This is a genomic window from Microbacterium croceum (genome assembly GCF_023091245.1).
Classification (GTDB): domain Bacteria; phylum Actinomycetota; class Actinomycetes; order Actinomycetales; family Microbacteriaceae; genus Microbacterium; species Microbacterium croceum.
The window spans coordinates 139,387-160,458 of the sequence record NZ_JAHWXN010000001.1 but is presented as its reverse complement, the minus strand read 5'-3'; the positions used below and the strand labels follow the sequence as shown (position 1 = coordinate 160,458).

The following is a 21,072-nucleotide window of genomic DNA, read 5'->3' as shown; positions in this document are numbered from 1 at the left end:
GCATGCGCGTTCTCGATTCACACCTGCACCTCTGGGATCCGGAGCTTCTCGCGTATGACTGGTTGGAAGGTCCGCTCGCGTTCCGATTCGCCGACACCGAGCTCGCGCACGCCCGCGTGGAGCGCGCCACGACCGAGAGGGCGGTGTTCGTGCAGGCGGAGACGGTCGAGGACCGCTTCCTCGACGAGGTGCGCTGGGTGGCGGACATGGCGGAGGCGGTGGGTGTCGTCGGGATCGTCGCCGGGGCGCGGCTCGATCGCGGTTCCGATACGGTCGCGCATCTCGACGGTCTGGCCGCCGAGCCGCTCGTGGTCGGCGTGCGGCACAACCTGCAGGGTGAGCCGGACGGGATGGCGGTGTCGGCCGCGTTCGTCACAGGTGCCCGTGAGGTGGCGAACCGCGGGTGGAGCTTCGATGCCTGCGTCCGCGCCGAGCAGCTGCCCGAGATCGCGCGCTTGGCCGGAGCGATCCCCGAGCTGCGGATGGTGCTCGACCACCTCGGCAAGCCCGCGGTGGGCACGGCCGCGGCTCCGCTCGCCCCGACGACCGAGTGGGTGCGCGACCTCGACGAGCTGTCGCGGCATGCGGAGGTGTTCTGCAAGCTCTCCGGCCTTCCTGGCGAGGCCGGCGGCGACTGGGATGCCGCGCAGCTGGAGCCGTTCCTCGATGCCGCCGCCGACGCCTTCGGGCCCGAGCGACTGATGTGGGGGAGCGACTGGCCCGTGTCCGTCATCGGCCCCGCGGAAGACGGAGACCCGCACGCTCCGGCCGACGGCGCGCCGACCTACCAGTACACGGCCAGGTCGCGCTGGGCCGATGCCGTCGCCGCGTGGGCCGCGGACAGGGGTCACGACGTCGACGCCGTCATGTGGTCGAACGCCGAACGCTTCTACCGGACGGACGCGCGCCCCACGGCGGTGTCTGATGCGGCCCCGCGTCGCCGCGGCATCCTCGGGTGGCTCCGCGGCTGAGCGCATCCGCTCCGGTCATCCGCCACGTCGCGAAGAGCTCTCCAGGTCGCGAGGGGTCAAGACACGCCGCAGCACGAACGTGCGGCGCGGCGTGTCTTGACCCCTCGCGAGAGAGGGATGCTTCGCGGCGCTACTCCGGTCGCGGTCGCAGCGACGCCATGCCGCCGTCGACCTCGAGGAAGGTGCCGGTCGTCGAACCCGATGCCGGCGACACCAGGTAGGCGACGGCTCCGGCGACCTCGTCCGGGCTGACCAGACGGCCGTGCGGCTGGCGAGCGGCCAGCGCGGCGCGCTCGGCGGCGGGATCGGTGGCCGAGTCCAGCAGGCGTCCGACCCAGGGGGTGTCGGCGGTGCCGGGGTTCACGGCGTTCACGCGGATGCCCTCGCGCAGGTGGTCGGTGGCCATCGCGCGGGTGAGCGCGGACACGGCCCCCTTCGACGCGCTGTACAGGGCGCGCTGCGGGAGTCCGGTCGTCGACGCGATGGATGCAGTGTTGCAGATCGCCGCGGCGGGCGACTCGCGCAACCAGGGCAGTGCGGCCGCGGTGACCCGGGCGATACCGGTGACGTTGATCGACAGCACGCGGGCCCACTCGTCGTCATCGTTCGCGGCGATGTCGCCCTGGGCGCCGATGCCCGCGTTGTTGACGACGATGTCGATGCGGCCGAACTGCGCGGCGACAGCGGCGACTGCGGCGTCGACGCTGGCGCGGTCGGAGACGTCGGCGGTGAACGCGGCGAACTTCTCATCCGCATGAGTGGTGTCGCGGTCGAGCACGGCGATCTGCGCGCCGTCATCGTGCAGGCGCTCCGCGATCGCGGCTCCGAGCCCGGATGCCCCGCCCGTGACGATCGCCACGAGTCCGTCCAGTGGTGCGGTCATCTCTGTGCCTCCCATGCCACGAACTCCTGGCGCTGACGGCCGAGGCCGTCGATCTCGATCTCGACCACGTCGCCGGCGGCGAGGTAGGGGTACTTGCCCGACAGTGCGACGCCCTGCGGGGTGCCGGTGAGGATGAGGTCGCCCGGCTCCAGGGTCACGTACTGCGACAGATGGTGCACGATGTGCTCGACCGGGAAGATCATGTCGCTCGTGTTCGAGTCCTGCCGCGGCTCGCCGTTCACGAAGCTGCGCAGGCCGAGGGAGTGGTGGTCCACCTCGTCGGGGGTGACCAGCCAGGGGCCGGTCGGGTTGAACCCGGGAGCGATCTTGCCCTTGGACCACTGGCCGCCGGAGACCTCCATCTGGAAGGCGCGCTCGGAGACGTCGTTCGCGGCGACGAAGCCGGCGACGTGGGCGAGAGATTCCTCGGGGGAGTCGAGGTAGGCGGCACGGGTGCCGATCACGATGCCGAGCTCGACCTCCCAGTCCGTCTTCTCGCTGCCGCGCGGGATCGTCACCGCATCATTCGGCCCGACCACCGTGTTCGGGGTCTTCAGGAAGATGATCGGGATGGTCGGCGGCTCCGAGCCGGACTCGGCCGCATGGGCGGCGTAGTTCATGCCGATGCAGATCACGGCGCTCGGTCGCGCGATCGGAGCGCCGATGCGGAGGGATGCGGCATCCTCGAGTTCGGGGAGCTCGTCGGCGGCCAGCGCTGCGGCGACGCGAGCGCGGAAGTCGCCGGCGAGGAAGTCGCCGTCTACATCGGATGTCAGAGGGCGGAGGTCGAGGTGGCGATCGCCCTCGATGAGGACGGGAATCTCGCTCCCTGGGTCGCCAAGCCGCGCGAACTTCATGATTCTCCTGATTCGTCGGGGAGCCGCCGTGCGACGGCCTGTCTCGTTGACAGTATAGACATCGGATGTTTACACTCCAAGAGGTCTGCACGGGATTTCTCCGTGCATGGAGAGGAACCCCCGTGAGCCGTATCGTCGCACTCGACACCACCGACATCCGCTTCCCCACGTCGCTCAGTCTCGACGGCTCGGATGCCATGAACCCCGACCCCGACTACTCCGCGGCCTACGTGATCGTGCGCACCGACGCCGCCGACGGCATCGAAGGACACGCGTTCGTGTTCACGATCGGTCGCGGCAACGATGTGCAGGTCGCCGCGATCGATGCGTTGGCCGGACACCTGGTCGGGCGCGAGATCGAGCCGCTGCTGGATGACATGGGCGGCACCTTCCGCGACATCATCGGCGACTCGCAGCTGCGCTGGCTCGGCCCGGAGAAGGGCGTCATGCACATGGCCATCGGCGCGGTCATCAACGCGCTGTGGGACATCAAGGCCAAGCGCGCCGGGCTGCCGCTGTGGCAGCTCCTCGCCCGGATGACGCCGGAGGAGCTCGTCGACCTGGTCGACTTCCGCTACCTCACCAACGCGCTGACCCGCGAGGACGCGCTCGAGATCCTGCGCGCGGCCGAACCCGGCCGTGCCGCGCGCGAGCAGGAGCTGCTCGCCACCGGCTACCCCGGCTACACCACCAGCCCCGGCTGGCTCGGCTACTCCGACGAGAAGCTCGAACGACTCGCCCGCGAGGCCATGGCCGACGGATTCACGCAGATCAAGCTCAAGGTCGGCGCCGACCTCGACGACGACATCCGCCGTTTCCGCAAGGCGCGCGAGGTGTGCGGCCCCGACTTCCCCATCGCGATCGACGCGAACCAGCGCTGGGAGGTGTCCGAGGCGATCGAATGGGTGAACGCCCTTGCCGAGTTCCATCCCGCCTGGATCGAGGAGCCCACGAGCCCCGACGACGTGCTCGGCCACGCCGAGATCGCCCGCGGCATCGCGCCGATCCGCGTCGCCACCGGCGAGCACGCGCAGAACCGCGTGATCTTCAAGCAGCTGCTGCAGGCCGACGCGATCTCGGTGATGCAGATCGACGCGGTGCGCGTCGCCGGCGTGAACGAGAACATCGCCAACCTGCTGCTCGCCGCGAAGTTCGGGGTGCCGGTGTGCCCGCACGCGGGCGGCGTCGGTCTGTGCGAAGCCGTGCAGCACCTGTCGATGTTCGACTTCGTCGCCGTCACCGGCACGCGCGAAGGCCGCATGATCGAGTTCGTCGACCACCTGCACGAGCACTTCGTCGTCCCCACCGACATCCAGGGCGGCTCCTACATGGCGCCGACCGCGCCCGGCGCGAGCATGCAGATGAAGGCCGAGAGCATCGCCGCCTACACGTGGACGGGTGCGCATGTCGTCGCCTGAGTCCGGTACGCCCCGCCTTCGCATCCCGACGCTCGGCTACGGCGCCGCGAACGTCGGCAACCTCTTCCGCCCGCTCAGCGATGAGGAGTCCTGGGCCGTGCTGGACGCGGCGTGGGAGAGCGGCATCCGCTACTACGACACCGCCCCGCACTACGGACTCGGGCTGTCCGAGCGTCGGCTCGGCTCGTTCCTGCAGACCAAGCCCCGCGAGGAGTACGTGCTGTCGACCAAGGCCGGGCGTCTGCTGCGGCCGAACCCGGAGCACGCGGGAGGCCTCGACACCGCGAACGACTTCCACGTGCCGGACGACCTGCAGCGCGTCTGGGACTTCTCAGCCGACGGCATCCGCGCCAGCGTCGAGGAGTCGCGCGAGCGTCTGGGGATTGAGCGCATCGACCTGCTCTACCTGCACGACCCGGAGCGGCACGACCTCGACCTCGCGCTCGCCGAGGCGCTGCCCGCGATGCAGCAGCTGCGCGACGAGGGCGGCGTGACCGCGATCGGCATCGGATCGATGGTGTCGGAGGCGCTCGCCGCGGCCGTGCGCTCGGCCGACCTCGACCTGATCATGGTCGCCGGCCGGTACACGCTGCTCGAACAGCCCGCCGCGGTCGACGTGCTGCCGGCCTGCCGGGAGACCGGGACCGGGATCGTCGCGGCATCCGTCTTCAACTCCGGACTGCTCGCCGCGAGCGAGCCCCGCCGCGACGCGCGCTACGAGTACGGCCAGCTGCCCGATGCGCTGTGGGACCGGCTGGTGCGCATCGCCGCGGTCTGCGCCGCACACGACGTGCCCCTGCCGGCGGCCGCGATCCAGTTCCCGCTGCAGGCCGCCGAGGTGCGCGCGGTGGTCGTCGGCGGCAGCCGTCCGGCGCAGCTGGTGCAGAATGCGGAGTACGCGGCACTCGATATCCCGACCGCGCTCTGGCAGGAGCTGGCGGCCGAGAGACTGATCCCCGCGCGCTGAGGCCGCATCCGACCAGACCGACCCGACCGAGAGAGGAGCCGTCGTGCTCGAAGGAATCAATCCGCTGCTCACCGGCGAGCTGCTGCTGCACCTGGACCGGATGGGGCACTCCGACTCCGTGGTGATCGCCGACGCGCACTTCCCGGCCTGGGCGCTCGGCGCGCGGGTGGTCGATCTGCCCGGCACGTCGACGCCGGAGGTCGTGGCCGCGATCCGCAGCGTGCTGCCGCTCGACGACGCGCCGGGCATCGACCTGATGACCTCGGCCGACGGCGCCGTGCTCGACGTGCAGCACGAGCTCATGGCGGCCGCGGGAACCACGCTCGACACGACCCGTTTCGTCGAGCGCTTCGCGTACTACGAGGTGGCGAAGAGCGCGTACCTCATGGTGCGCACGGGCGAGACCCGCAAATACGGCAACGCGCTGCTGCGCAAGGGCGTCGTGGGGCACGCCTCGGCCTGAGTGCTGGCGGGCGGTGTTCACAACTCCTCAATAGTCCCGGGGCGCTCGGTCCGTCGGCTCGGAGTCGTGCCCTGCGGCGGAGCCCTGACGGCTGGGTGGCAGAGTTCTTGAGGAGTTGTGAACGCGCGGCGCGGGCACCCCGGCGGGATCAGTGCCCGACGGTCGACTCGCGCACCACGAGCTCGGCCGAGAACGGCGTCGGCGCGGGCGGCGGCGCGGTCGGATCGGCGAGCTGCTGCAGCAGGGCGGCGCCCGCCGCGCGGCCGATCGCGTAGCCGGGCTGACGCACGCTCGTCAGCGGCACCACGCCCTGGTGCGCCTGGTCCACGTCGTCGAACCCGACGAGGGCGATGTCCTCCGGCACGCGGATGCCGTGGCGCAGGAACTGCGTGAGCACGCCGACGGCCACCATGTCGTTCGCGGCGAACACGGCATCGGGGCGGTCTTCGGGCGCCATCGCGACGATCTGCTCGGCGACGCGCAGCCCGTCCTCGGTGATGAGGTGCGGCACGTCGAGCACGGTGATCGACGCGTCGGAGCCCGCGACGGCCTCGCGCAGGCCCTGCAGCCGGTCGTTCGACTGGCTCACGGTCGGGCTGCCGAGGAACACGATCCGTCGGCGCCCGATCGACAGCAGGTGCTCGCCGGCGAGGCGCCCGCCGCCGACGTCGTCGAAGAGCACCGAGGCCACCTTCGACGAGGGCCGGATGGGACCGACGACCACCGAGCGGATGCCGCGGTCGGCGAGGCGCTCGAGCTGCGGCACCACGTCGTCGAGCGGGTAGATCACGATGCCCTGCACCCGGTGCGCCTCGAACATCTCGATGTTGCGCCGCTCCTGCGCGCTGTCGCGGTTGCTGTTGCTGAAGAACAGCGACCAGCCGCCCTCGCGGGTGACGTCCTCGACCCCGCGGGACAGGTCGTGGAAGTAGGGCAGCCAGGCGTCGAGCAGGATCAGCGCGAGCGCCTTGCTGGAACCGGCGCGCAGCTGGCGCGCCGACTCGTTGGGGACGTAGCCGAGCTGCGCGATCGCGGCACGCACGCGCTCCCGGCTGGCCTCGCCGAGCACGTGCGGGTGGTTGAGGTAGTTCGACACGGTCGAGGAGGAGACCCCGGCGAGCGCGGCGACGTCTTTGACGCTGGCGGGCATCGGAACTCCTTCGTCTCGGTGGCCGCACGTGCGCAGATGAGCGGTCCGCATCACACTATCGCGCAGACTTGGCACGTGCCAAGAAAGTTCTTGACACGTCGCCACGGGCCGACGTAGCGTGTGACCCAGCTCAACTTGGCACGTGCCAATTGATCGAGGCGACGGTGCCGCACACCCGCCTCCGAGGGATCTCATGAACATCGGCTGCCACGGGCTCGTCTGGACAGGGAACTTCGACGCCGACGGCATCCGGCTCTCGGTGGAGAAGACCAGAGAGGCTGGTTTCGACCTCATCGAGTTCCCGCTCATGGACCCGTTCGCCTTCGACGTGCAGGCGGCGAAGGAGTCGCTCGAGGAGCACGACCTCGCCGTGAGCGCGTCGCTCGGACTCTCCGAGGCGACCGATGTCACCAGTTCCGATCCGGCCGTCGTCGCGGCGGGTGAGGCGCTGCTGCTGCGGGCTGTGGACGTGCTCGCCGACCTGGGCGGACAGCACTTCTGCGGAGTGATCTACAGCGCCATGAAGAAGTACATGGAGCCGGTCACGCCCGCGGGGCTCGTGAGCAGTCGCCGGGCGATCGCCAAGGTCGCCGATCATGCAGCCGCGCGAGGGGTGTCCGTCGCCCTGGAGGTCGTGAACCGCTACGAGACCAATGTGCTGAACACCGCGCGGCAGGCGATCGAGTACCTCGCCGAGGTCGATCGTCCGAACCTCGGCATCCACCTCGACACGTACCACATGAACATCGAGGAGTCGGACATGTTCGCGCCGGTTCTGGATGCCGAGCCGAGCCTGCACTACGTGCACATCGGCGAGAGCCACCGCGGCTACCTCGGTACGGGAACCGTCGACTTCGACACGTTCTTCAAGGCGCTCGGTCGGATCGGCTACGACGGTCCGATCGTGTTCGAGTCGTTCTCGTCGGCCGTGGTCGCCCCGGACCTGAGTCGGATGCTCGGCATCTGGCGCAACCTCTGGACGGACAACGCCGAACTGGGGGTGCACGCGAACGCGTTCATCCGCGACAAGCTCGTCGCGGTGGACTCGATCCGACTGCACTGAGTTCGCCGGAAGCGGCGGAAACCGGTCCGGATCGGAACCTGTGGCCAAGATGTTATTACAGGTCTTCCCATCCGACCCGACGTTAGATACATTTAGATACAACTTGCGCATGATGCGGCGTAGGCTACAGAATTGATCCGATGTTTACGGCAGCCCGAACTGCCGGCATCACAACGGAACCTCCAAGGAAGCAGGTGAGCACATGAGCGATCCCATTCTCAGAGTCGAGGGAATCAGCAAGGGCTTCCCCGGTGTGCAGGCGCTGAAGGATGTGCACCTCGAGGTGCGCGCCGGCGAGGTGCTCGTGCTCGTGGGCGAGAACGGCGCCGGCAAGTCGACGCTCATGAAGATCCTCTCCGGGATCTACACCAAAGACGAGGGCACGATCACGTTCGAGGGCCAGGAGGTCGAGCTCACCAGCCCGCTCCAGGCGCAGGAACTGGGGGTCACGATCATCCATCAGGAGCTCAACCTGATGCCGGATCTGACCGTCGCGCAGAACATCTTCGTAGGCCGTGAGCCCAAGACGGGCCCGTTCCTGTCGGAGCGCAAGCTCAACGCGCAGACCACGGAGCTGCTCACGCGCCTCGACATCCGCTTGAACCCCCGCCAGCTCGTCGGGGAGCTCACGGTCGCCGAGCAGCAGATGGTCGAGATCGCCAAGGCGCTGTCGTTCAACGCCAAGGTCCTGATCATGGACGAGCCGACATCCGCGCTCACCGACTCCGAGGTCGAGACGCTGTTCGTACTGATCGAGCAGCTCAAGGCGCGCGGGACGGGCATCGTCTACATCTCGCACCGCATGGACGAGCTGCGTCGCCTCGCCGACCGGGTCACCGTGCTCCGCGATGGCACATACATCGGATCACTCGACAAGTCCGAGGTCAGCATCCCGAAGATCATCGAGATGATGGTCGGACGTCCGATCGACGAGGGAACCCGTCCGCAGGCGCGCGAACATGAAGGCGACCCCGTCGTGCTGAAGGTCGAAGGGCTCTCCACCAAGGCGCTGCTCAAGGACGTCTCCTTCGAGCTGCACAAGGGGGAGATCCTCGGCTTCGCCGGTCTCATGGGCGCCGGTCGCACCGAGACCGCTCGTGCGGTGATCGGCGCCGACCCCCGTGACGGAGGCACGGTCACGATCGGCGGGCGGGCGACCAAGATCAGCCAGCCCGCGGATGCCGTCAAGCACGGCGTCGGCTACCTCTCCGAGGACCGCAAGCTCCTCGGCCTCATGCTCGAGCAGGACGTCACCTTCAACACGGTGCTCGCCTCGCTCGGCTCCTACGCCAACGCCATCGGCTGGATGGGCGACGGCAAGGCGAAGAACCGCACCAAGGAGTACGTCCAGCAGCTGCGGGTCAAGACGCCCTCGGTCAACCAGGTCGTCAAACTGCTCTCCGGCGGCAACCAGCAGAAGGTCGTCATCGCCCGCTGGCTGATGCGCGACTGCGACGTCCTGATCTTCGACGAGCCGACCCGAGGGATCGACGTCGGCGCGAAGGAAGAGATCTACCGCCTCATGCAGCTGCTCGCCGAGCAGGGCAAATCCATCATCGTCATCTCGTCGGAGCTGCCGGAGATCCTTCGCGTGGCGAACCGCATCGCGGTCTTCGCCAACGGCCGGATCACGGGAACCCTCCGCAACGAGGAAGCAAGCCAGGAGAAGATCATGCAACTCGCAGCACACGGGGAGGAAGACTGATGAGCGCTCCACAGCAGCCCGGATCGTCGACGACGACGATCATCCAGACGGCGGTCTCGGAGAACACCGACAAGCGCGACATCGTCGGGTTCCTCAAGAAGCAGGCCCAGCAGTCGCTCGCCTTCGGCACGCTCGTCGTGCTGGTGGTCTTCTTCGCGATCGCCAGCCCCAGCTTCTTCACGGTGAGCAACATCACCACCGTTCTGCTCTCGACAGCCGTGATCGCGATCCTCGCGCTCGGCACCACCTTCGTCATCATCACCGGCGGCATCGACCTGTCGCTGGGCACCGGCATGGCGCTGGCCGCCGTGATGACCGGTGTCTTCGTCACCAAGATGGGGTTGCCCGTGTGGGTCGGCGTGATCGGCGGCATCGCGACAGGTGTGCTGATGGGCCTGATCAACGGCGTCAACATCACCTTCCTCCGGCTGCCCCCGTTCATCGCGACGCTCGCGATGATGATGATCGCCGGCGGTCTGGCCCTCGTGATCTCGGGTGTCGCGCCGATCTACTTCGCGGCGGACAACGGATTCCAGCAGGCCTTCGCCATCGGCACGCTGATCCCCGGCCTCCCCAACGCGGTGCTCATCACCGGCATCCTGGCGGTCGTCGCCTGGCTCGTGCTGTCGAAGACGCTGCTGGGGCGCTACACGTTCGCGATCGGCTCCAACGAAGAGGCGACCCGCCTCTCCGGCGTGAACACGCGTCGCTGGACGATCCTCGTCTACATGTTCGCCGGCGCCTTCACCGGCATCGCGGGCGTCGTGATCGCCGCCCGACTCGGCTCAGCGCAGCCGCAGATCGGCACCGGCTACGAGCTGCAGGCGATCGCGGCCGTCATCATCGGCGGCACCTCGCTGCTCGGTGGCCGCGGATCGATCCTCGGCACCGTGATCGGCGCCCTCATCATGAGCGTGCTCGTCAACGGCCTGCGCATCCTGTCGATCCAGTCCGAGTGGCAGAACATCGTCGTCGGCATCGTCGTGCTGATCGCCGTCTTCTTCGACTCGCTGCGCAACCGCACCCGCACCTGACCCTCTGAACCACGGAGCGTGGCACCCGTGCCCGCCACCCTCCGATCGGCACCAGCCGAGACCGCGGAGCGATCCGCACGGCACACAGCACCAGGTATGTCCACACCGTCGACGCAGTCGGCACTCACAAACAACGGAGTTTCCATGAAGTTCGGCAAGAAGACCGCATTCGCGGCACTCGTCGCCTCGGCGGCACTCGTCATGGCCGGATGCGCGGGCGACACGGGCGGCGGCGACGCCGGCAGTGGCGACGGCGGCAGCGGCGACAAGATGTACATCGCACTCGTCTCGAAGGGCTTCCAGCACCAGTTCTGGCAGGCCGTCAAGAAGGGCGCGGAGGAGCGCGCCGCCGAGCTCGGCGTCGACATCACCTTCGAAGGCCCCGCCGCCGAGACCGAGATCGACGCGCAGCTGCAGATGCTGCAGACCGCGATCGACAAGGGACCGGATGCCATCGCGTACGCCGCCCTCGACCCCGAGGCCTGCGTTACCCCGCTCGAGCAGGCCAAGGCCAAGGACATCCCCGTGGTGTACTTCGACGCACCGTGCGATGGCGACGTGGGGCTGAGCCTCTCCGCCACCGACAGCAAGGTCGCCGGCGCGCTGGCGGCAGAGCACATGGCCGAGCTCATCGGCGGCAAGGGCGAGGTCGGCATCGTCGGTCACTCGCAGATCAACTCGACCGGTGTCGAGCGTCGTGACGGCTTCGTCGAGAAGATCGAGGCGGACTACCCCGACATCAAGATCGTCGACATCCAGTACGGCGACGGCGACCACCTGAAGTCGGCGGACATCGCGAAGGCCATGATCGCGGCGCACCCTGACCTCAAGGGCATCTACGGCACCAACGAGGGTTCCGCGATCGGCGTCGTGAACGCGGTCAACGAGCTCGGCCTCGAGAAGGGCAAGCTCACGATCGTCGGCTTCGACTCCGGCGCAGCGCAGATCAATGCGATCAAGGACGGCACGATGGCCGGCGCCATCACGCAGGACCCGATCGGCATCGGCGCACAGGTCGTGCAGGCAGCGTACGACGCCGCCAACGGCAAGGACGTCGAGGAGTTCTACGACACCGGTTCGTACTGGTACGACAAGACGAACATCGACGACCCGAAGATCGCGGCAGTTCTCTACGAGTGATCTGAGTGGATGAAGAAGCCCCTCACCTTCGGGTGGGGGGCTTCTTCTGTGTGGGGGTGGTGTGTGTGGGGAGGGCGCGCGGTTTGCAGGAGGGGATGCCGGTTGCAGGAGCGGATGCGGGGTTCGGTCCTGCACGTGGCGGATCGTCCTGCACGTGGGCAGAGGGCGGTGCAGGGGGCTGGGCCAGGCCAGGCCGCGGGCCGCGGGCCAGAGGGGCAGAGGGCCGGGCCGAGCCGGGCCGTCGGGCGGGAGGCCGAGCCCGCGCCGCGACTCAGATGCGGCGGAGGAAGGTGAGCTGCGACGAGGGCTCGACGATGAGCTCCTGCAGCGCGGCGTTGAAGGGCACGCCAGCGGGAGAGGCCAGGTGCGCCTGGAACGCCGCGTCGTCACGGTAGACCTCATAGACGAAGAAGCGGTCGGAGTCGTCGACCAGGCGGGTGGCGTCGAAGACGATGTTGCCCTCCTCCGCGCGCACGCCCTCGGCGAAGTCGCGCAGGAGTGCGGCGACCTGATCCCCGGCTCCGGGGCGTGCGGTGAACGTCGCGTGCAGGATGGTCGGCTCGGACATGAGGCTCCTCGTGGTGGCTCGAGCGGGCAGGGGAGGGAGGCAGGGGAGGGAGGCAGGGGTCAGGACAGCGTCAACAGGCGTGCGGGATTGGTGATGAGCATCCGTTCCACCGCCGCACCGCCGATCAGGTCGCGCAGGCGAGGCAGGTAGCGTTCGCCGAGGTAGGCGAGTCCGGGCATGCCGCCGTAGGCGCTGTACCGCGTGCGGCGCGCGACGTCGCCGCCGAGCACGATCCGCTCGCCGGCACCCCGGTCGACCGCCGCGGCGGTGAGCACGAGCAGCTCGGCGTCGGAGCGGGTGCGCGGCCGCGCGAATCCGTCGTAGCCGAGGTAGGCGCCGCGCTCCGCGAGCGAGGCATGCAGACCGGCGTCGGGGTCACGGTCGGCGTGGGCGAGCACCACCCGCTCTGCGGTCACACCCTCGGCGGCGAGCAGGTCGAGCACCTCGTGCGCGGCCGTGCAGAACTCCAGGTGCACCATGATCGCGGCGCCGGTCGCGCGGTGGGCCGCGGCCAGTGCCCGCAGGGTCGTGCGCTCGAAGTCGCTGATGCGCCAGTAGTCGATGCCGCCCTTGAGGATGCCGGCGCGCACGGTCGAGCCGTCCGGCGCCTGGGCGCGGGGGCCGTGCGCTGCGGCATCCGTCTGCGGCATCCCCTCGGTGATCTCGGTGATGAACTGCTGCGCGAGCTGATCGGCGTCCTGCGACCGGGTCGGATGGTGCGCGTCGTAGTGCGCCTCACGGTGGCGTCCGGTCGTCGCCACCACGTGCAGTCCGGTCGCGGTGCTGATGCGCGCGACCGCCTCGGGGTTGCGACCGAGCCCGAACGGGGTCGCGTCGACCATGGCGGCGAATCCGCTGTCGCGCAGCAGTCCGGCCTCGGTCGTCGACCGCGTCTCGTCGTCGAGCTCGTCACCCGGCAGGAGCGGGGTGATCTGGAACAGGTGCTCGTGATAGTTCGTCGGCCCGAGCAGCGACGGGTCGATGTCTCCGAGGACCGTGCGGATCATCGGCGGGCGAACTCCGCGGCGTCGGCGAGCTGTTCGACGATCTCGGGCGTGAGCTCGAGCTCGAACACGTCGGCGACGACCTGCGACCAGCCGTGGATGAAGTAGCGCCATCCGTCGACCACGTGCAGCGCGCGCGCGGCCTCCTGCGCGCGCGCCTGGTGCAGGAACTCCAGCGATCCGCGGTAGTTGAACTCCCACACGACCGCGTTCTCGGGGAACACCACGTCATCCGTCAGGGGCGAGCCGGGGCGGTCCTTTCCGAGGCCGGTGGCGTTGACGATCAGCGAGCCGGCCGGAGCCGCGGCGACGAGGGCGGCTGCGTGCTCCGCGGTGTCGGTGCGGACGGAGGTGATGAGTCCCTCAGGGGTGCCGTGCTGCGCGTGGACCTCGCGGAGGTGCGTGAGCTTCTCGTCGTCGCGGGCCGTGACGGTGACCTTCGACGGGGTATCCGCACGCTCGGCGAGGGCCCAGCTCAGCGCGGTGCCCGAGCCGCCGGCACCGAGGATGACGACCTCCGCTCCGGTGCGGGCGAAGTGGTCGGCCGGCAGGAAGTCGTTCAGGGCGAGGTCGACCGTGAGCGGATCCTTGGCCCGGCCGATCAGCCGGTCGCCGCGCTTGGAGATGCTGGAGATCTCGCTGCACGACACCGCGAACGGGTCGAGCTCGTCGAACAGGCCGGATGCCGCGGCGTACACGTTCATCTTGTGCGTGGTGACCAGGGCACCGCGGTGACGGGGGTCGTCGCGGATCTGCTCGACCATCGCGATGTACTGCGCCGGGGTCGCGTCCATCGGCAGATCGTGTCCGACGAGGTTGCGCGTGGGCAACCCCAGCACCTCGGCCCAGCGCGGGAACACCTGCATGATCGACGAGGAGCCGGTGCTGACGCCGACGAAGCCCATGTAGTCGGCGGTCGCGGCATCCGGCGCCGGGGGCGCGTCGGTGGTGAGGGAAGAGGACATCGGGGACTCCTAGCGAGCGGTCACGGGGTGGGCGGGCTCGGCGCCCTTGAGCACGGCGATGACGTCGTCGAGCGAGAGGGAGCCCATGTTGTCGACGGCCTGGGTGGTCTGCGCGCCGAGGTGCGGCGTGACGATCACGCGGTCGGCGAGGTCGGCGGCCAGCAGCGGACTGTGGGTCGCGGCGGTGTCTCCGTAGAGCGTGTCGGCGGCGAACCCGGCGAGGATGCCGTCGCGCAGGGCGTCGGCGATCGCCGCCTCCTCGACGAGGTCGCCGCGGGCCGTGTTCACCAGCACCGTGCCGCGGCGCATGCCGCTGAGGCGACCGGCATCCACGAGCAGCTGACCGCCGGGGGCGTGCAGCGTGATGACGTCGGCGATGCGGAACAGTTCGTCGAGCTCGACCGGCTCGGCACCGTTCGCGCGTACGAGGTCGGCGGGGAGGTACGGGTCGGCCGCGACGATGCGCGATCCGAAACCGCTCAGCCGCTTCGCGACGCCCTGGCCGATGCGCCCGAACCCGACGATGCCGACCGTCGCCGCGCCCAGCTCGCGCCCTCGTCGTACGGACCAGTCGCCGTCGCGCACGCGGCGGTCGCCGTCGGGGATGAAGCGCAGCATCGAGAGCATGAGGCCGACCGCGTGGTCGGCGACGGCATCCGCATTCGCCCCGGGGGTGTTGGTGACCGGGATGCCGCGGCGACGCGCCGCGTCGAGGTCGACGGCCTCGGTGCCCACGCCGTAGCGGGCGATGACCTTGAGCTTGGGGGCGACGGCGAGATGCGCCTCTGCGACTTCGCCGGTGCCCGCGATCCACGCATCGGCGCCGTGGAGCAGGGAGCGGAGTTCGTCGAGGTCGTGGTGGGCCGGCCCGCGCAGGATCCGGTGCCCGGCGCGGCTGGCGCGCTCGACCAGGTCGAGGTCGCCGTCGGAGAAGGAACGGCTGGTGACCAGGATGACGCCCATCAGCGCGACCCGCCGGCGAACCAGGGCGCGAGTGCCGTGTAGGCGTCGGCGAACCGGGCGTGACGCTCGGCGTAGACCGCGTGGCGCCCGGCATCCGGGGTGAACTCATCGGTCACCTCGCTGAGCGCGCGCGCGGCCGCGAAGTCCGCCAGCCCGAGCCCGACCGCGCCCGTGACGGCGGCGCCGAGGCTGTTGGCCTCCTCCACGATCGTGCGTCGCCGCACGGGAACACCCCACACATCGGCGAGCACCGAGAGGTACACGTCACTCTGCGCGCCGCCGCCGACCGCATCGATGCGGTCGATCACGGCGCCGGACGCCCGGAAGGCCTGGATGCAGGTGAGCAGATTGAACGCCGTGCCCTCCAGGACCGCGCGCATGAGGTGCGCCCTGGTGTGGTGGCGCGCGAGGCCGACGAAGGCTCCGCGGGCGTCGGGGTCCCAGAGCGGTGAGCGCTCGCCCAGCAGGTAGGGGAGGAAGTACAGGCCCTCGGTGTCGACGTCCGCCGAGGCCTCGGCGGTGAGGTGGCCGGTCTCGGGGTGGGCGGGATCGGCCGAGAGGGCCTCGGCGATCCACTGCACGGATGCTCCGCCGGCCTGCATCGTGGCGGTCGGCACGAACGAGCCGGGCACCACGTTGTCGAACGTGAAGGTGCGCATCGCGGGGTCGTGGAGGGGCTGGTCGGCGGCGAACGAGATCCACGACGAGGTGCCCAGGCACACGTAGGCGCCGTCCTCGGGTGCGACCACGCCGGAGCCCACCGCCGCGATGGGGCCGTCGCCGCCGCCCATCACCACGCGCACGCCGGTGTGCAGTCCGAGGGCAGCGGCCGCGGCATCCGTCAGGGTCCCGGCGATCGCGGTGGACTCCCGCACCTCGGGGAACAGCGAGGGGTCGAGACGGGCGGCCTGCAGCACCTCGTCCGACCAGGTGCCGGTCTGCTGGTCGTAGGCGTTCGTGCCGGAGGCGTCGGAGCGGTCGGTCGCCAGGCGGCCGGTGAGCCGCAGCACGATGAAGTCCTTCGCCACGCAGACGCGACGCACGCGGGCCCAGACGTCGGGCTCGTTGTCGCGCACCCACATGATCTTCTCGACCGAGTACGTCGGGTTCAGCCGGTGGCCGAGGATGCCGTACGCGTGCTCGGCGCCGAGGGCGGCCTCGAGCTCGCGCTGCTGCGCGCCGGCGCGTGTGTCGGCCCAGATGATCGCCGGGCGCGCGGGCTCGCCGTCGGCGTCGAGCAGCACGGCGCCCATCATCTGCCCGCTCACCACGAGACCGGCGACCGCGCTCGGCGCCGTGTCCGTGCGGGCGAGCAGGTCGCGGGTGGCGGCGACGACGGCCTCCCACCAGTCGGTCGGGTTCTGCTCGGCGATGCCGCCGGCCGCGAAGTGCGCAGGGTAGGGGACCGTGACCGCAGCGATCAGACGGCCGTCGTCATGGTGGAGCGAGGCCTTGTTCCCGGTCGTGCCGAGGTCGTGCGCGATGAGCATGGTCGCAGGCTATGCCGTGGGGGCGGAGGTCGAGTCGGCGGGCGCCGAGTACGGACGCAGGTCGACGGCGCCCTCTGCGCCGCGGTAGGCCCGGGAACCCATGCCGTGATCGAGCACCCAGCCGTAGTCGTGGCCGGCGCCTCCCGGGTAGACCGCGAGGAACGCGTAGGGCTCGTCGCCCGTGTTGACCGAGCGGTGCGCCCAGCCCGGCGGGATGTAGCCGATCGTGCCGGGGAGCATGTCGAGCCATTCGGTGCGCTCGCCGTCGAACATCAGCAGTCCGCCGCGGCCCTTCAGCGCGAGGTAGATCTCGCCCTGGTGGTTCGGATGCTGGTGGCCCTTCGTCATCCACAGCTCGCCGGAGGTGTCGCCCGGCATGATCGTGGTGATCGACTGGGGGAGCTCGCGGTCGATCTCGGGCACCGGGGAGCTGACCACGGTGTACACGACCGGGTTGTCGCCTGCGGATGCCGCGGCCCACGCGTCGCCGTCGAGGAAGAGCCCTTCGAGGTCGGACATCCGCCGTGTGAGCGTGGGCCCTTCGGGGGAGAGCGTGAGCCTCTCGGCGTCGAAGGCGATCGCCATCGGGGAGATCGGCGGGGTGTGGAACTCGGGCATGCGGTGCTCCTCGTGGCGGATGCTGCGGCGCTGCGCAACCTGTAATAACAAGTGAGCATACCTGTTATGACAGGTGCCGTCCAGACAGAAGCGCACATCCGCGCAGACGGCGGTGCGCACCTGCGCGGTGCGCGGCATCCGCTCTGCGCGAGGGGTGTGCGGAGAAGGGGGTTTCGAGAGTCGGAGGGGCGGCGCATACTGACTGCGTCGGTTCGGCGAAAGGGAGCATCATGGCGCACGGAGACATCACCCACATCGACATCCCGGTGAGCGATCTGGGAGCGGCGACGGCGTTCTACAGCCAGCTGTTCGGCTGGAGCATCTCCGAGCCGCCCGGCTTCGAGGGGTATCCCATGTGGCGGGCGCCCAACGAGCTCTCGGGTGGCGGACTCGCGCCCCGGAGCGAGGGCTTCACGCAGCCCCGCTCCTACGTCGAGGTCGATTCGATCGACGACACGATCGCCGCCGCGCTCGCTGCGGGGGGATCGGTCGCGATGCAGAAGCAGCCCATCACCGAGACGAGCGCCTGGGCCGTGATCGTCGACCCCGACGGCAACCACATCGGATTGTTCGACGGTGTCGTGTCGATGGACTGACCGCGGGTTCCGTCTGCGAGCGGGCTAGGCCTCGGCGCGACGGGCGCGGTAGGCGGCGACGGCGTTGCGGTTCGCGCACGCGGTCGAGCAGTAGCGCTTCGAGCGGTTGCGCGAGAGGTCGAGAGCGAGCGCCTCGCAGGTGTCGTCGGCGCACACCGAGATGCGCGAGCCCTCGTCGGCGCGGATGACGTCGATCAGCGCCATCGCGGTCTCGATCAGCACGCGCTCCGAGAGCGGACGCTCGTCGGCGACCGCATGCAGGTGCCAGTCCATGTCGCCGTGGCGCACCAGGTGGGGGGAGAGATGTGCGGCGGCGAGGGCGCGGTTGACGTGCGCGGCCATCTCGTCGCGCGGGGCCAGCAGCATGGCGCGCAGGTGTGGACGCAGGTCGCGCAGTGATGCGAGCTCCGCCTCATCGCGGTCGAGACGGCCGGTGTAGGGGAACTCCTCGAGGAACGCACGCTCCTCGACGAGGTCGGTGAGCGTGTCGGGATCCTCCGCGGAGTTCACGAGCCAGACGGCGGCCCGGAGTCCTTCTTCCGTGTCATCGGTGAAGATCATGTTGACATCTTACATTCGCCGCGAGTAGCGTCACATGCCATGAGCACGGTGAGCAATGACGTCATCGCGAGCCGGGGCGTGCGCCTCGGGCTGCCGCTCGCGATCGGCGCCGCGTTCGCCTTCGGGATGTCGGGCGGGTGGGCACGGGGCCTGATCGACGCCGGCTGGACGCCCGGTGCTGCTGTCACGGCGCGGATCTGGGTGGCGGCTCTCGTGCTGCTGATCCCGGCGATCCTGTCGCTCCGAGGGCAGTGGGGTGTGCTCCGCCGCAACATCGGCATGATCGCCGCATACGGACTCCTCGCCGTCGCCGCCACACAGCTCTGCTACTTCCAGGCGGTCGCCGTGATGGACGTCGGCATCGCCCTGCTCATCGAGTACACGGCCCCGGTGGCGGTCGTGCTGTGGCTGTGGCTCCGCCGCGGCGAAAGGCCCAGTCGCCGCAGCATCCTGGGCGCGGCGATCGCGTTCGTCGGGCTCGTGCTGATGCTCGACATCCTCACCGGCGCGACCGTGAACGGCGCCGGCATCCTCTGGGCGCTCGGCGCGATGATCGGCGCCGCGACCTACTTCCTCCTCTCCGCGAGGGCCGACACCGGACTCCCGCCCCTCGCCCTCGCCGGTGGCGGATTGCTGCTCGGTGCGATCGGGCTCACCGTCGCAGGGCTCGTGGGCGTGCTGCCGATCGCCTGGACCACGGATGACATCACCTATCGCTTCGGCAGCGTGCCGTGGTTCGTGCCGGTGCTGGCGATCGGCCTCATCGCCACCGCGCTCGCGTACCTGCTGGGGATCGTCTCGACCCGGATGCTCGGCTCGCGCCTGGCCTCGTTCATCGCGCTGGCCGAGGTCGTCGCCGCGCTGCTGTTCGGCTGGCTGCTGCTCGGTCAGCTCCCTGACCTGCTGCAGATGTTCGGCGGCGTGCTCGTGCTCGCCGGGGTCGTGGTCGTGAAGCTCGGGGAGCCTGCGCCGGCGGAGTTCGTGGAGCCGCTGCCGGAGGCGGGCCTGTCGGACGTGGAGCCGGAGGGCGCTGCGGCCTGACCGAGGGGCCGCGATGGGTCCTTCTCCCCATCGCGGGCGTTCGGAGGCACCACTTATGCTGGCCTCGGCAGTACGGAGGGGGCGACATGGCAGATGGAGTGGACATCCCGCTCGAGTCGATGCGGGCGCTGAGTGAGGCGCTCGGCGTGATCATGGGCGAGTTCGGCGACGAGGGTGCCGGCGCGCGCACCAGCAGGCTCCTCGAGGCGATCGGCGAGCCGATGGGGGACACGAGACTTGCTCGCGCCGCCGACGAGTTCGAGTCCGCCTGGGACGACAAGCGCGAGACGCTGCGCCGTGAGCTCGAAGAGATGAAGACCCGCATCGATGACGCGCGCGAGGGGTGGCGTGAGGCCGACCTCGAGCTCGCCAGGAGCATGGAGCCGAAGAAGTGACCGAGAACTCCTTCCTCTACTCACGGGCGGACATGCCGCACACGCCCGGCGGACGTGAAGTCAGGTCGATCGACGGTTCGCCGTCCTCGATCGCCGCGCACGCCACCGCCATCGAGGACCTGGGCCAGAAGATGGCGAGCGCAGCCCTCACGCTCGAGCTCTTCGCCGACGGCACCGTCGGCAAGGGGGAGTCCTTCGAGGCGATCCGCGAACAGGCGAAGAAGGTGCACGCCGACCTGTCGACCGCGGCCAAGAGGTACCGCCCGAGCGGGGAGGCGCTCGCCGCATACGGACGCAGCCTGGAGACGGCCCAGGGTGCGACGGGGTGGAGAGTCAGCGGGGCCGAGCGGACCTGGGAAGAGGTGCGCGCTGCATCTCTCGCGCTCGGAGGTGCCACGGCGGAGAAGCGCGAGTGGGAGCGCAACGAGCGCAACGATGTCGAGCAGACCGGTACGGCGCCCAGTGACGCCTCGGAGCAGGCAGCCTTCGATGCGGCGGTCGAGGACTGGGAGTACTACTGGTCAGGCTTCGATGCGCCGACCGAGACGTGGGAGGGGGCCTATGAGGCGGCGTGCTCCGGCCTCGAGAAGGTCAACGAGGACGGCGTCTCCGACAGCTTCTGGGACAACTCGATGCCGTTCGTCGAGGCGATGCTCGCGGTGCTCCTCGTCGTCGGTATCCTCCTCATCATCGTCGCGTTCGTCGTCACGGGGCCGCTCGCCCTCCTCGCCGGCGTGCTCGCGGCGGTCGCGGGCGTGCTCAGTCTGCTCGGCGAGATCGCCAAGCTGAACGCCGGTCGTGGCGACTGGCAGAGCGTCGCGCTCGCTGCGGTCGGCATCATCCCGTTCGGCAAGCTCGCCAAGTTCGCGACGTTCGTCAACCCCGGCAAGTTCCCGCAGCTCACGGCGGTCTTCCGGATCGCCGGAGACGACTTCGCCCAGTACGGCAGCAAGCTCGATGACTTCCTGAAGACCCGGATCCCGGATCTCTTCGAGGGGGCGCATGGTCTGAACTCGCAGAACCTCATGCGAGTTCTCTACACTCCCAAGTTCCTCCTTCAAGGCAACGTACGCGTCGACGGGTGGCGTGCAGGATGGCAGGCGCTCGCGGGGAATCCGACCAACGCCGCGCAGGCGATCGGCGGGGCGGCCGACGTCTACGTGAGGTTCCTCGGCACCCTCGCCGGTGTCAACAGCGCGCTGAGCTAGTGCCGTTAGGCT

The 21,072-nt window shown here is 69.7% G+C and carries 22 protein-coding genes; 12 read left to right on the top strand and 10 right to left on the bottom strand.

The window, feature by feature from the left end:
- The first annotated feature begins 2 nt into the window (after positions 1–2).
- On the top strand, positions 3–971 hold the full coding sequence (locus KZC51_RS00670) for an amidohydrolase family protein (RefSeq protein WP_247628097.1): 969 nt from the start codon (positions 3–5) through the stop codon (positions 969–971).
- 130 nt (positions 972–1,101) lie between these two features.
- Here KZC51_RS00670 and KZC51_RS00665 read toward each other — a convergent pair whose 3' ends face one another.
- Together KZC51_RS00665 and KZC51_RS00660 are read right to left on the bottom strand one after the other, a co-directional pair.
- Entirely contained in the window at positions 1,102–1,854 is a 753-nt protein-coding gene (locus KZC51_RS00665) for an SDR family NAD(P)-dependent oxidoreductase (RefSeq protein WP_247628096.1), read from the bottom strand.
- Positions 1,851–2,711 (bottom strand): fumarylacetoacetate hydrolase family protein, encoded by an 861-nt coding sequence (locus KZC51_RS00660; RefSeq protein WP_247628095.1) that lies wholly within the window; start codon positions 2,709–2,711, stop codon positions 1,851–1,853. The genes KZC51_RS00665 and KZC51_RS00660 overlap by 4 nt, the downstream gene beginning before the upstream one ends.
- Positions 2,712–2,833: 122 nt before the next feature.
- On the opposite strand from KZC51_RS00660, the gene KZC51_RS00655 reads away from it, so the two are divergent.
- The 3 genes from KZC51_RS00655 to KZC51_RS00645 are packed head-to-tail and all read left to right on the top strand — an operon-like array spanning position 2,834 to position 5,559.
- Entirely contained in the window at positions 2,834–4,129 is a 1,296-nt protein-coding gene (locus KZC51_RS00655; protein WP_247628094.1) for an L-fuconate dehydratase, read from the top strand.
- A complete protein-coding gene (locus KZC51_RS00650; protein WP_247628093.1) occupies positions 4,116–5,096 on the top strand; it encodes an aldo/keto reductase in 981 nt (326 codons plus the stop codon). Before KZC51_RS00655 ends, KZC51_RS00650 begins: the two co-directional genes overlap by 14 nt.
- A gap of 43 nt (positions 5,097–5,139) precedes the next feature.
- Positions 5,140–5,559: an RbsD/FucU family protein gene (locus tag KZC51_RS00645; protein ID WP_247628092.1), complete on the top strand. Its 420-nt coding sequence runs from the start codon at positions 5,140–5,142 to the stop codon at positions 5,557–5,559.
- Positions 5,560–5,707: 148 nt separating this feature from the next.
- On the opposite strand, the gene KZC51_RS00640 is transcribed toward KZC51_RS00645, so the two are convergent.
- On the bottom strand, positions 5,708–6,709 hold the full coding sequence (locus KZC51_RS00640; protein ID WP_247628091.1) for a LacI family DNA-binding transcriptional regulator: 1,002 nt from the start codon (positions 6,707–6,709) through the stop codon (positions 5,708–5,710).
- 142 nt (positions 6,710–6,851) lie between these two features.
- Here KZC51_RS00640 and KZC51_RS00635 point away from each other — a divergent pair, with 142 nt between their 5' ends.
- The 4 genes from KZC51_RS00635 to KZC51_RS00620 all read left to right on the top strand — a co-directional run bounded on the left by KZC51_RS00635 (position 6,852) and on the right by KZC51_RS00620 (position 11,651).
- Positions 6,852–7,772, top strand: coding sequence for a sugar phosphate isomerase/epimerase family protein (locus KZC51_RS00635; RefSeq protein ID WP_247628090.1), 921 nt, complete (start codon positions 6,852–6,854; stop codon positions 7,770–7,772).
- Between the two features lie 202 nt (positions 7,773–7,974).
- On the top strand, positions 7,975–9,477 hold the full coding sequence (locus KZC51_RS00630; RefSeq protein ID WP_247628089.1) for a sugar ABC transporter ATP-binding protein: 1,503 nt from the start codon (positions 7,975–7,977) through the stop codon (positions 9,475–9,477).
- Positions 9,477–10,511, top strand: a complete 1,035-nt coding sequence (locus tag KZC51_RS00625) for an ABC transporter permease (RefSeq protein WP_247628088.1) — start codon at positions 9,477–9,479, stop codon at positions 10,509–10,511. The genes KZC51_RS00630 and KZC51_RS00625 overlap by 1 nt, the downstream gene beginning before the upstream one ends.
- A gap of 144 nt (positions 10,512–10,655) precedes the next feature.
- The gene (locus KZC51_RS00620) at positions 10,656–11,651 is read left to right on the top strand and encodes an ABC transporter substrate-binding protein (RefSeq protein WP_247628087.1); all 996 of its coding nucleotides are present in this window, start codon (positions 10,656–10,658) and stop codon (positions 11,649–11,651) included.
- Between the two features lie 271 nt (positions 11,652–11,922).
- Here the strand turns inward: KZC51_RS00620 and KZC51_RS00615 are convergent, their stop codons facing one another.
- The 6 genes from KZC51_RS00615 to KZC51_RS00590 are packed head-to-tail and all read right to left on the bottom strand — an operon-like array spanning position 11,923 to position 17,259.
- Entirely contained in the window at positions 11,923–12,219 is a 297-nt protein-coding gene (locus tag KZC51_RS00615; protein WP_247628086.1) for a putative quinol monooxygenase, read from the bottom strand.
- A gap of 59 nt (positions 12,220–12,278) precedes the next feature.
- On the bottom strand, positions 12,279–13,226 hold the full coding sequence (locus KZC51_RS00610) for a phosphotriesterase family protein (protein WP_247628085.1): 948 nt from the start codon (positions 13,224–13,226) through the stop codon (positions 12,279–12,281).
- Complete coding sequence (locus tag KZC51_RS00605; protein ID WP_247628084.1) at positions 13,223–14,188, bottom strand: shikimate dehydrogenase; 966 nt, start codon at positions 14,186–14,188, stop codon at positions 13,223–13,225. The genes KZC51_RS00610 and KZC51_RS00605 overlap by 4 nt, the downstream gene beginning before the upstream one ends.
- A 9-nt stretch (positions 14,189–14,197) precedes the next feature.
- Positions 14,198–15,151 (bottom strand): phosphoglycerate dehydrogenase, encoded by a 954-nt coding sequence (locus KZC51_RS00600; RefSeq protein ID WP_247628083.1) that lies wholly within the window; start codon positions 15,149–15,151, stop codon positions 14,198–14,200.
- The gene (gene xylB, locus KZC51_RS00595; protein ID WP_247628082.1) at positions 15,151–16,641 is read right to left on the bottom strand and encodes a xylulokinase; all 1,491 of its coding nucleotides are present in this window, start codon (positions 16,639–16,641) and stop codon (positions 15,151–15,153) included. The genes KZC51_RS00600 and xylB overlap by 1 nt, the downstream gene beginning before the upstream one ends.
- 9 nt (positions 16,642–16,650) lie before the next feature.
- Positions 16,651–17,259: a glucose-6-phosphate isomerase family protein gene (locus tag KZC51_RS00590; RefSeq protein WP_247628081.1), complete on the bottom strand. Its 609-nt coding sequence runs from the start codon at positions 17,257–17,259 to the stop codon at positions 16,651–16,653.
- A gap of 230 nt (positions 17,260–17,489) precedes the next feature.
- Here KZC51_RS00590 and KZC51_RS00585 point away from each other — a divergent pair, with 230 nt between their 5' ends.
- A complete protein-coding gene (locus KZC51_RS00585; RefSeq protein ID WP_247628080.1) occupies positions 17,490–17,855 on the top strand; it encodes a VOC family protein in 366 nt (121 codons plus the stop codon).
- A 24-nt stretch (positions 17,856–17,879) separates the two neighbouring features.
- On the opposite strand, the gene KZC51_RS00580 is transcribed toward KZC51_RS00585, so the two are convergent.
- Complete coding sequence (locus KZC51_RS00580) at positions 17,880–18,416, bottom strand: CGNR zinc finger domain-containing protein (RefSeq protein WP_247628079.1); 537 nt, start codon at positions 18,414–18,416, stop codon at positions 17,880–17,882.
- A 39-nt stretch (positions 18,417–18,455) separates the two neighbouring features.
- Between KZC51_RS00580 and KZC51_RS00575 the strand changes: the two genes are divergently transcribed.
- The 3 genes from KZC51_RS00575 (at position 18,456) to KZC51_RS00565 (ending at position 21,060) form a co-directional block, all read left to right on the top strand.
- Positions 18,456–19,457 (top strand): EamA family transporter, encoded by a 1,002-nt coding sequence (locus KZC51_RS00575; protein WP_247628078.1) that lies wholly within the window; start codon positions 18,456–18,458, stop codon positions 19,455–19,457.
- A gap of 86 nt (positions 19,458–19,543) precedes the next feature.
- Positions 19,544–19,852 (top strand): hypothetical protein, encoded by a 309-nt coding sequence (locus KZC51_RS00570; protein ID WP_247628077.1) that lies wholly within the window; start codon positions 19,544–19,546, stop codon positions 19,850–19,852.
- Complete coding sequence (locus KZC51_RS00565) at positions 19,849–21,060, top strand: hypothetical protein (RefSeq protein ID WP_247628076.1); 1,212 nt, start codon at positions 19,849–19,851, stop codon at positions 21,058–21,060. Before KZC51_RS00570 ends, KZC51_RS00565 begins: the two co-directional genes overlap by 4 nt.
- Positions 21,061–21,072: the final 12 nt, after the last annotated feature.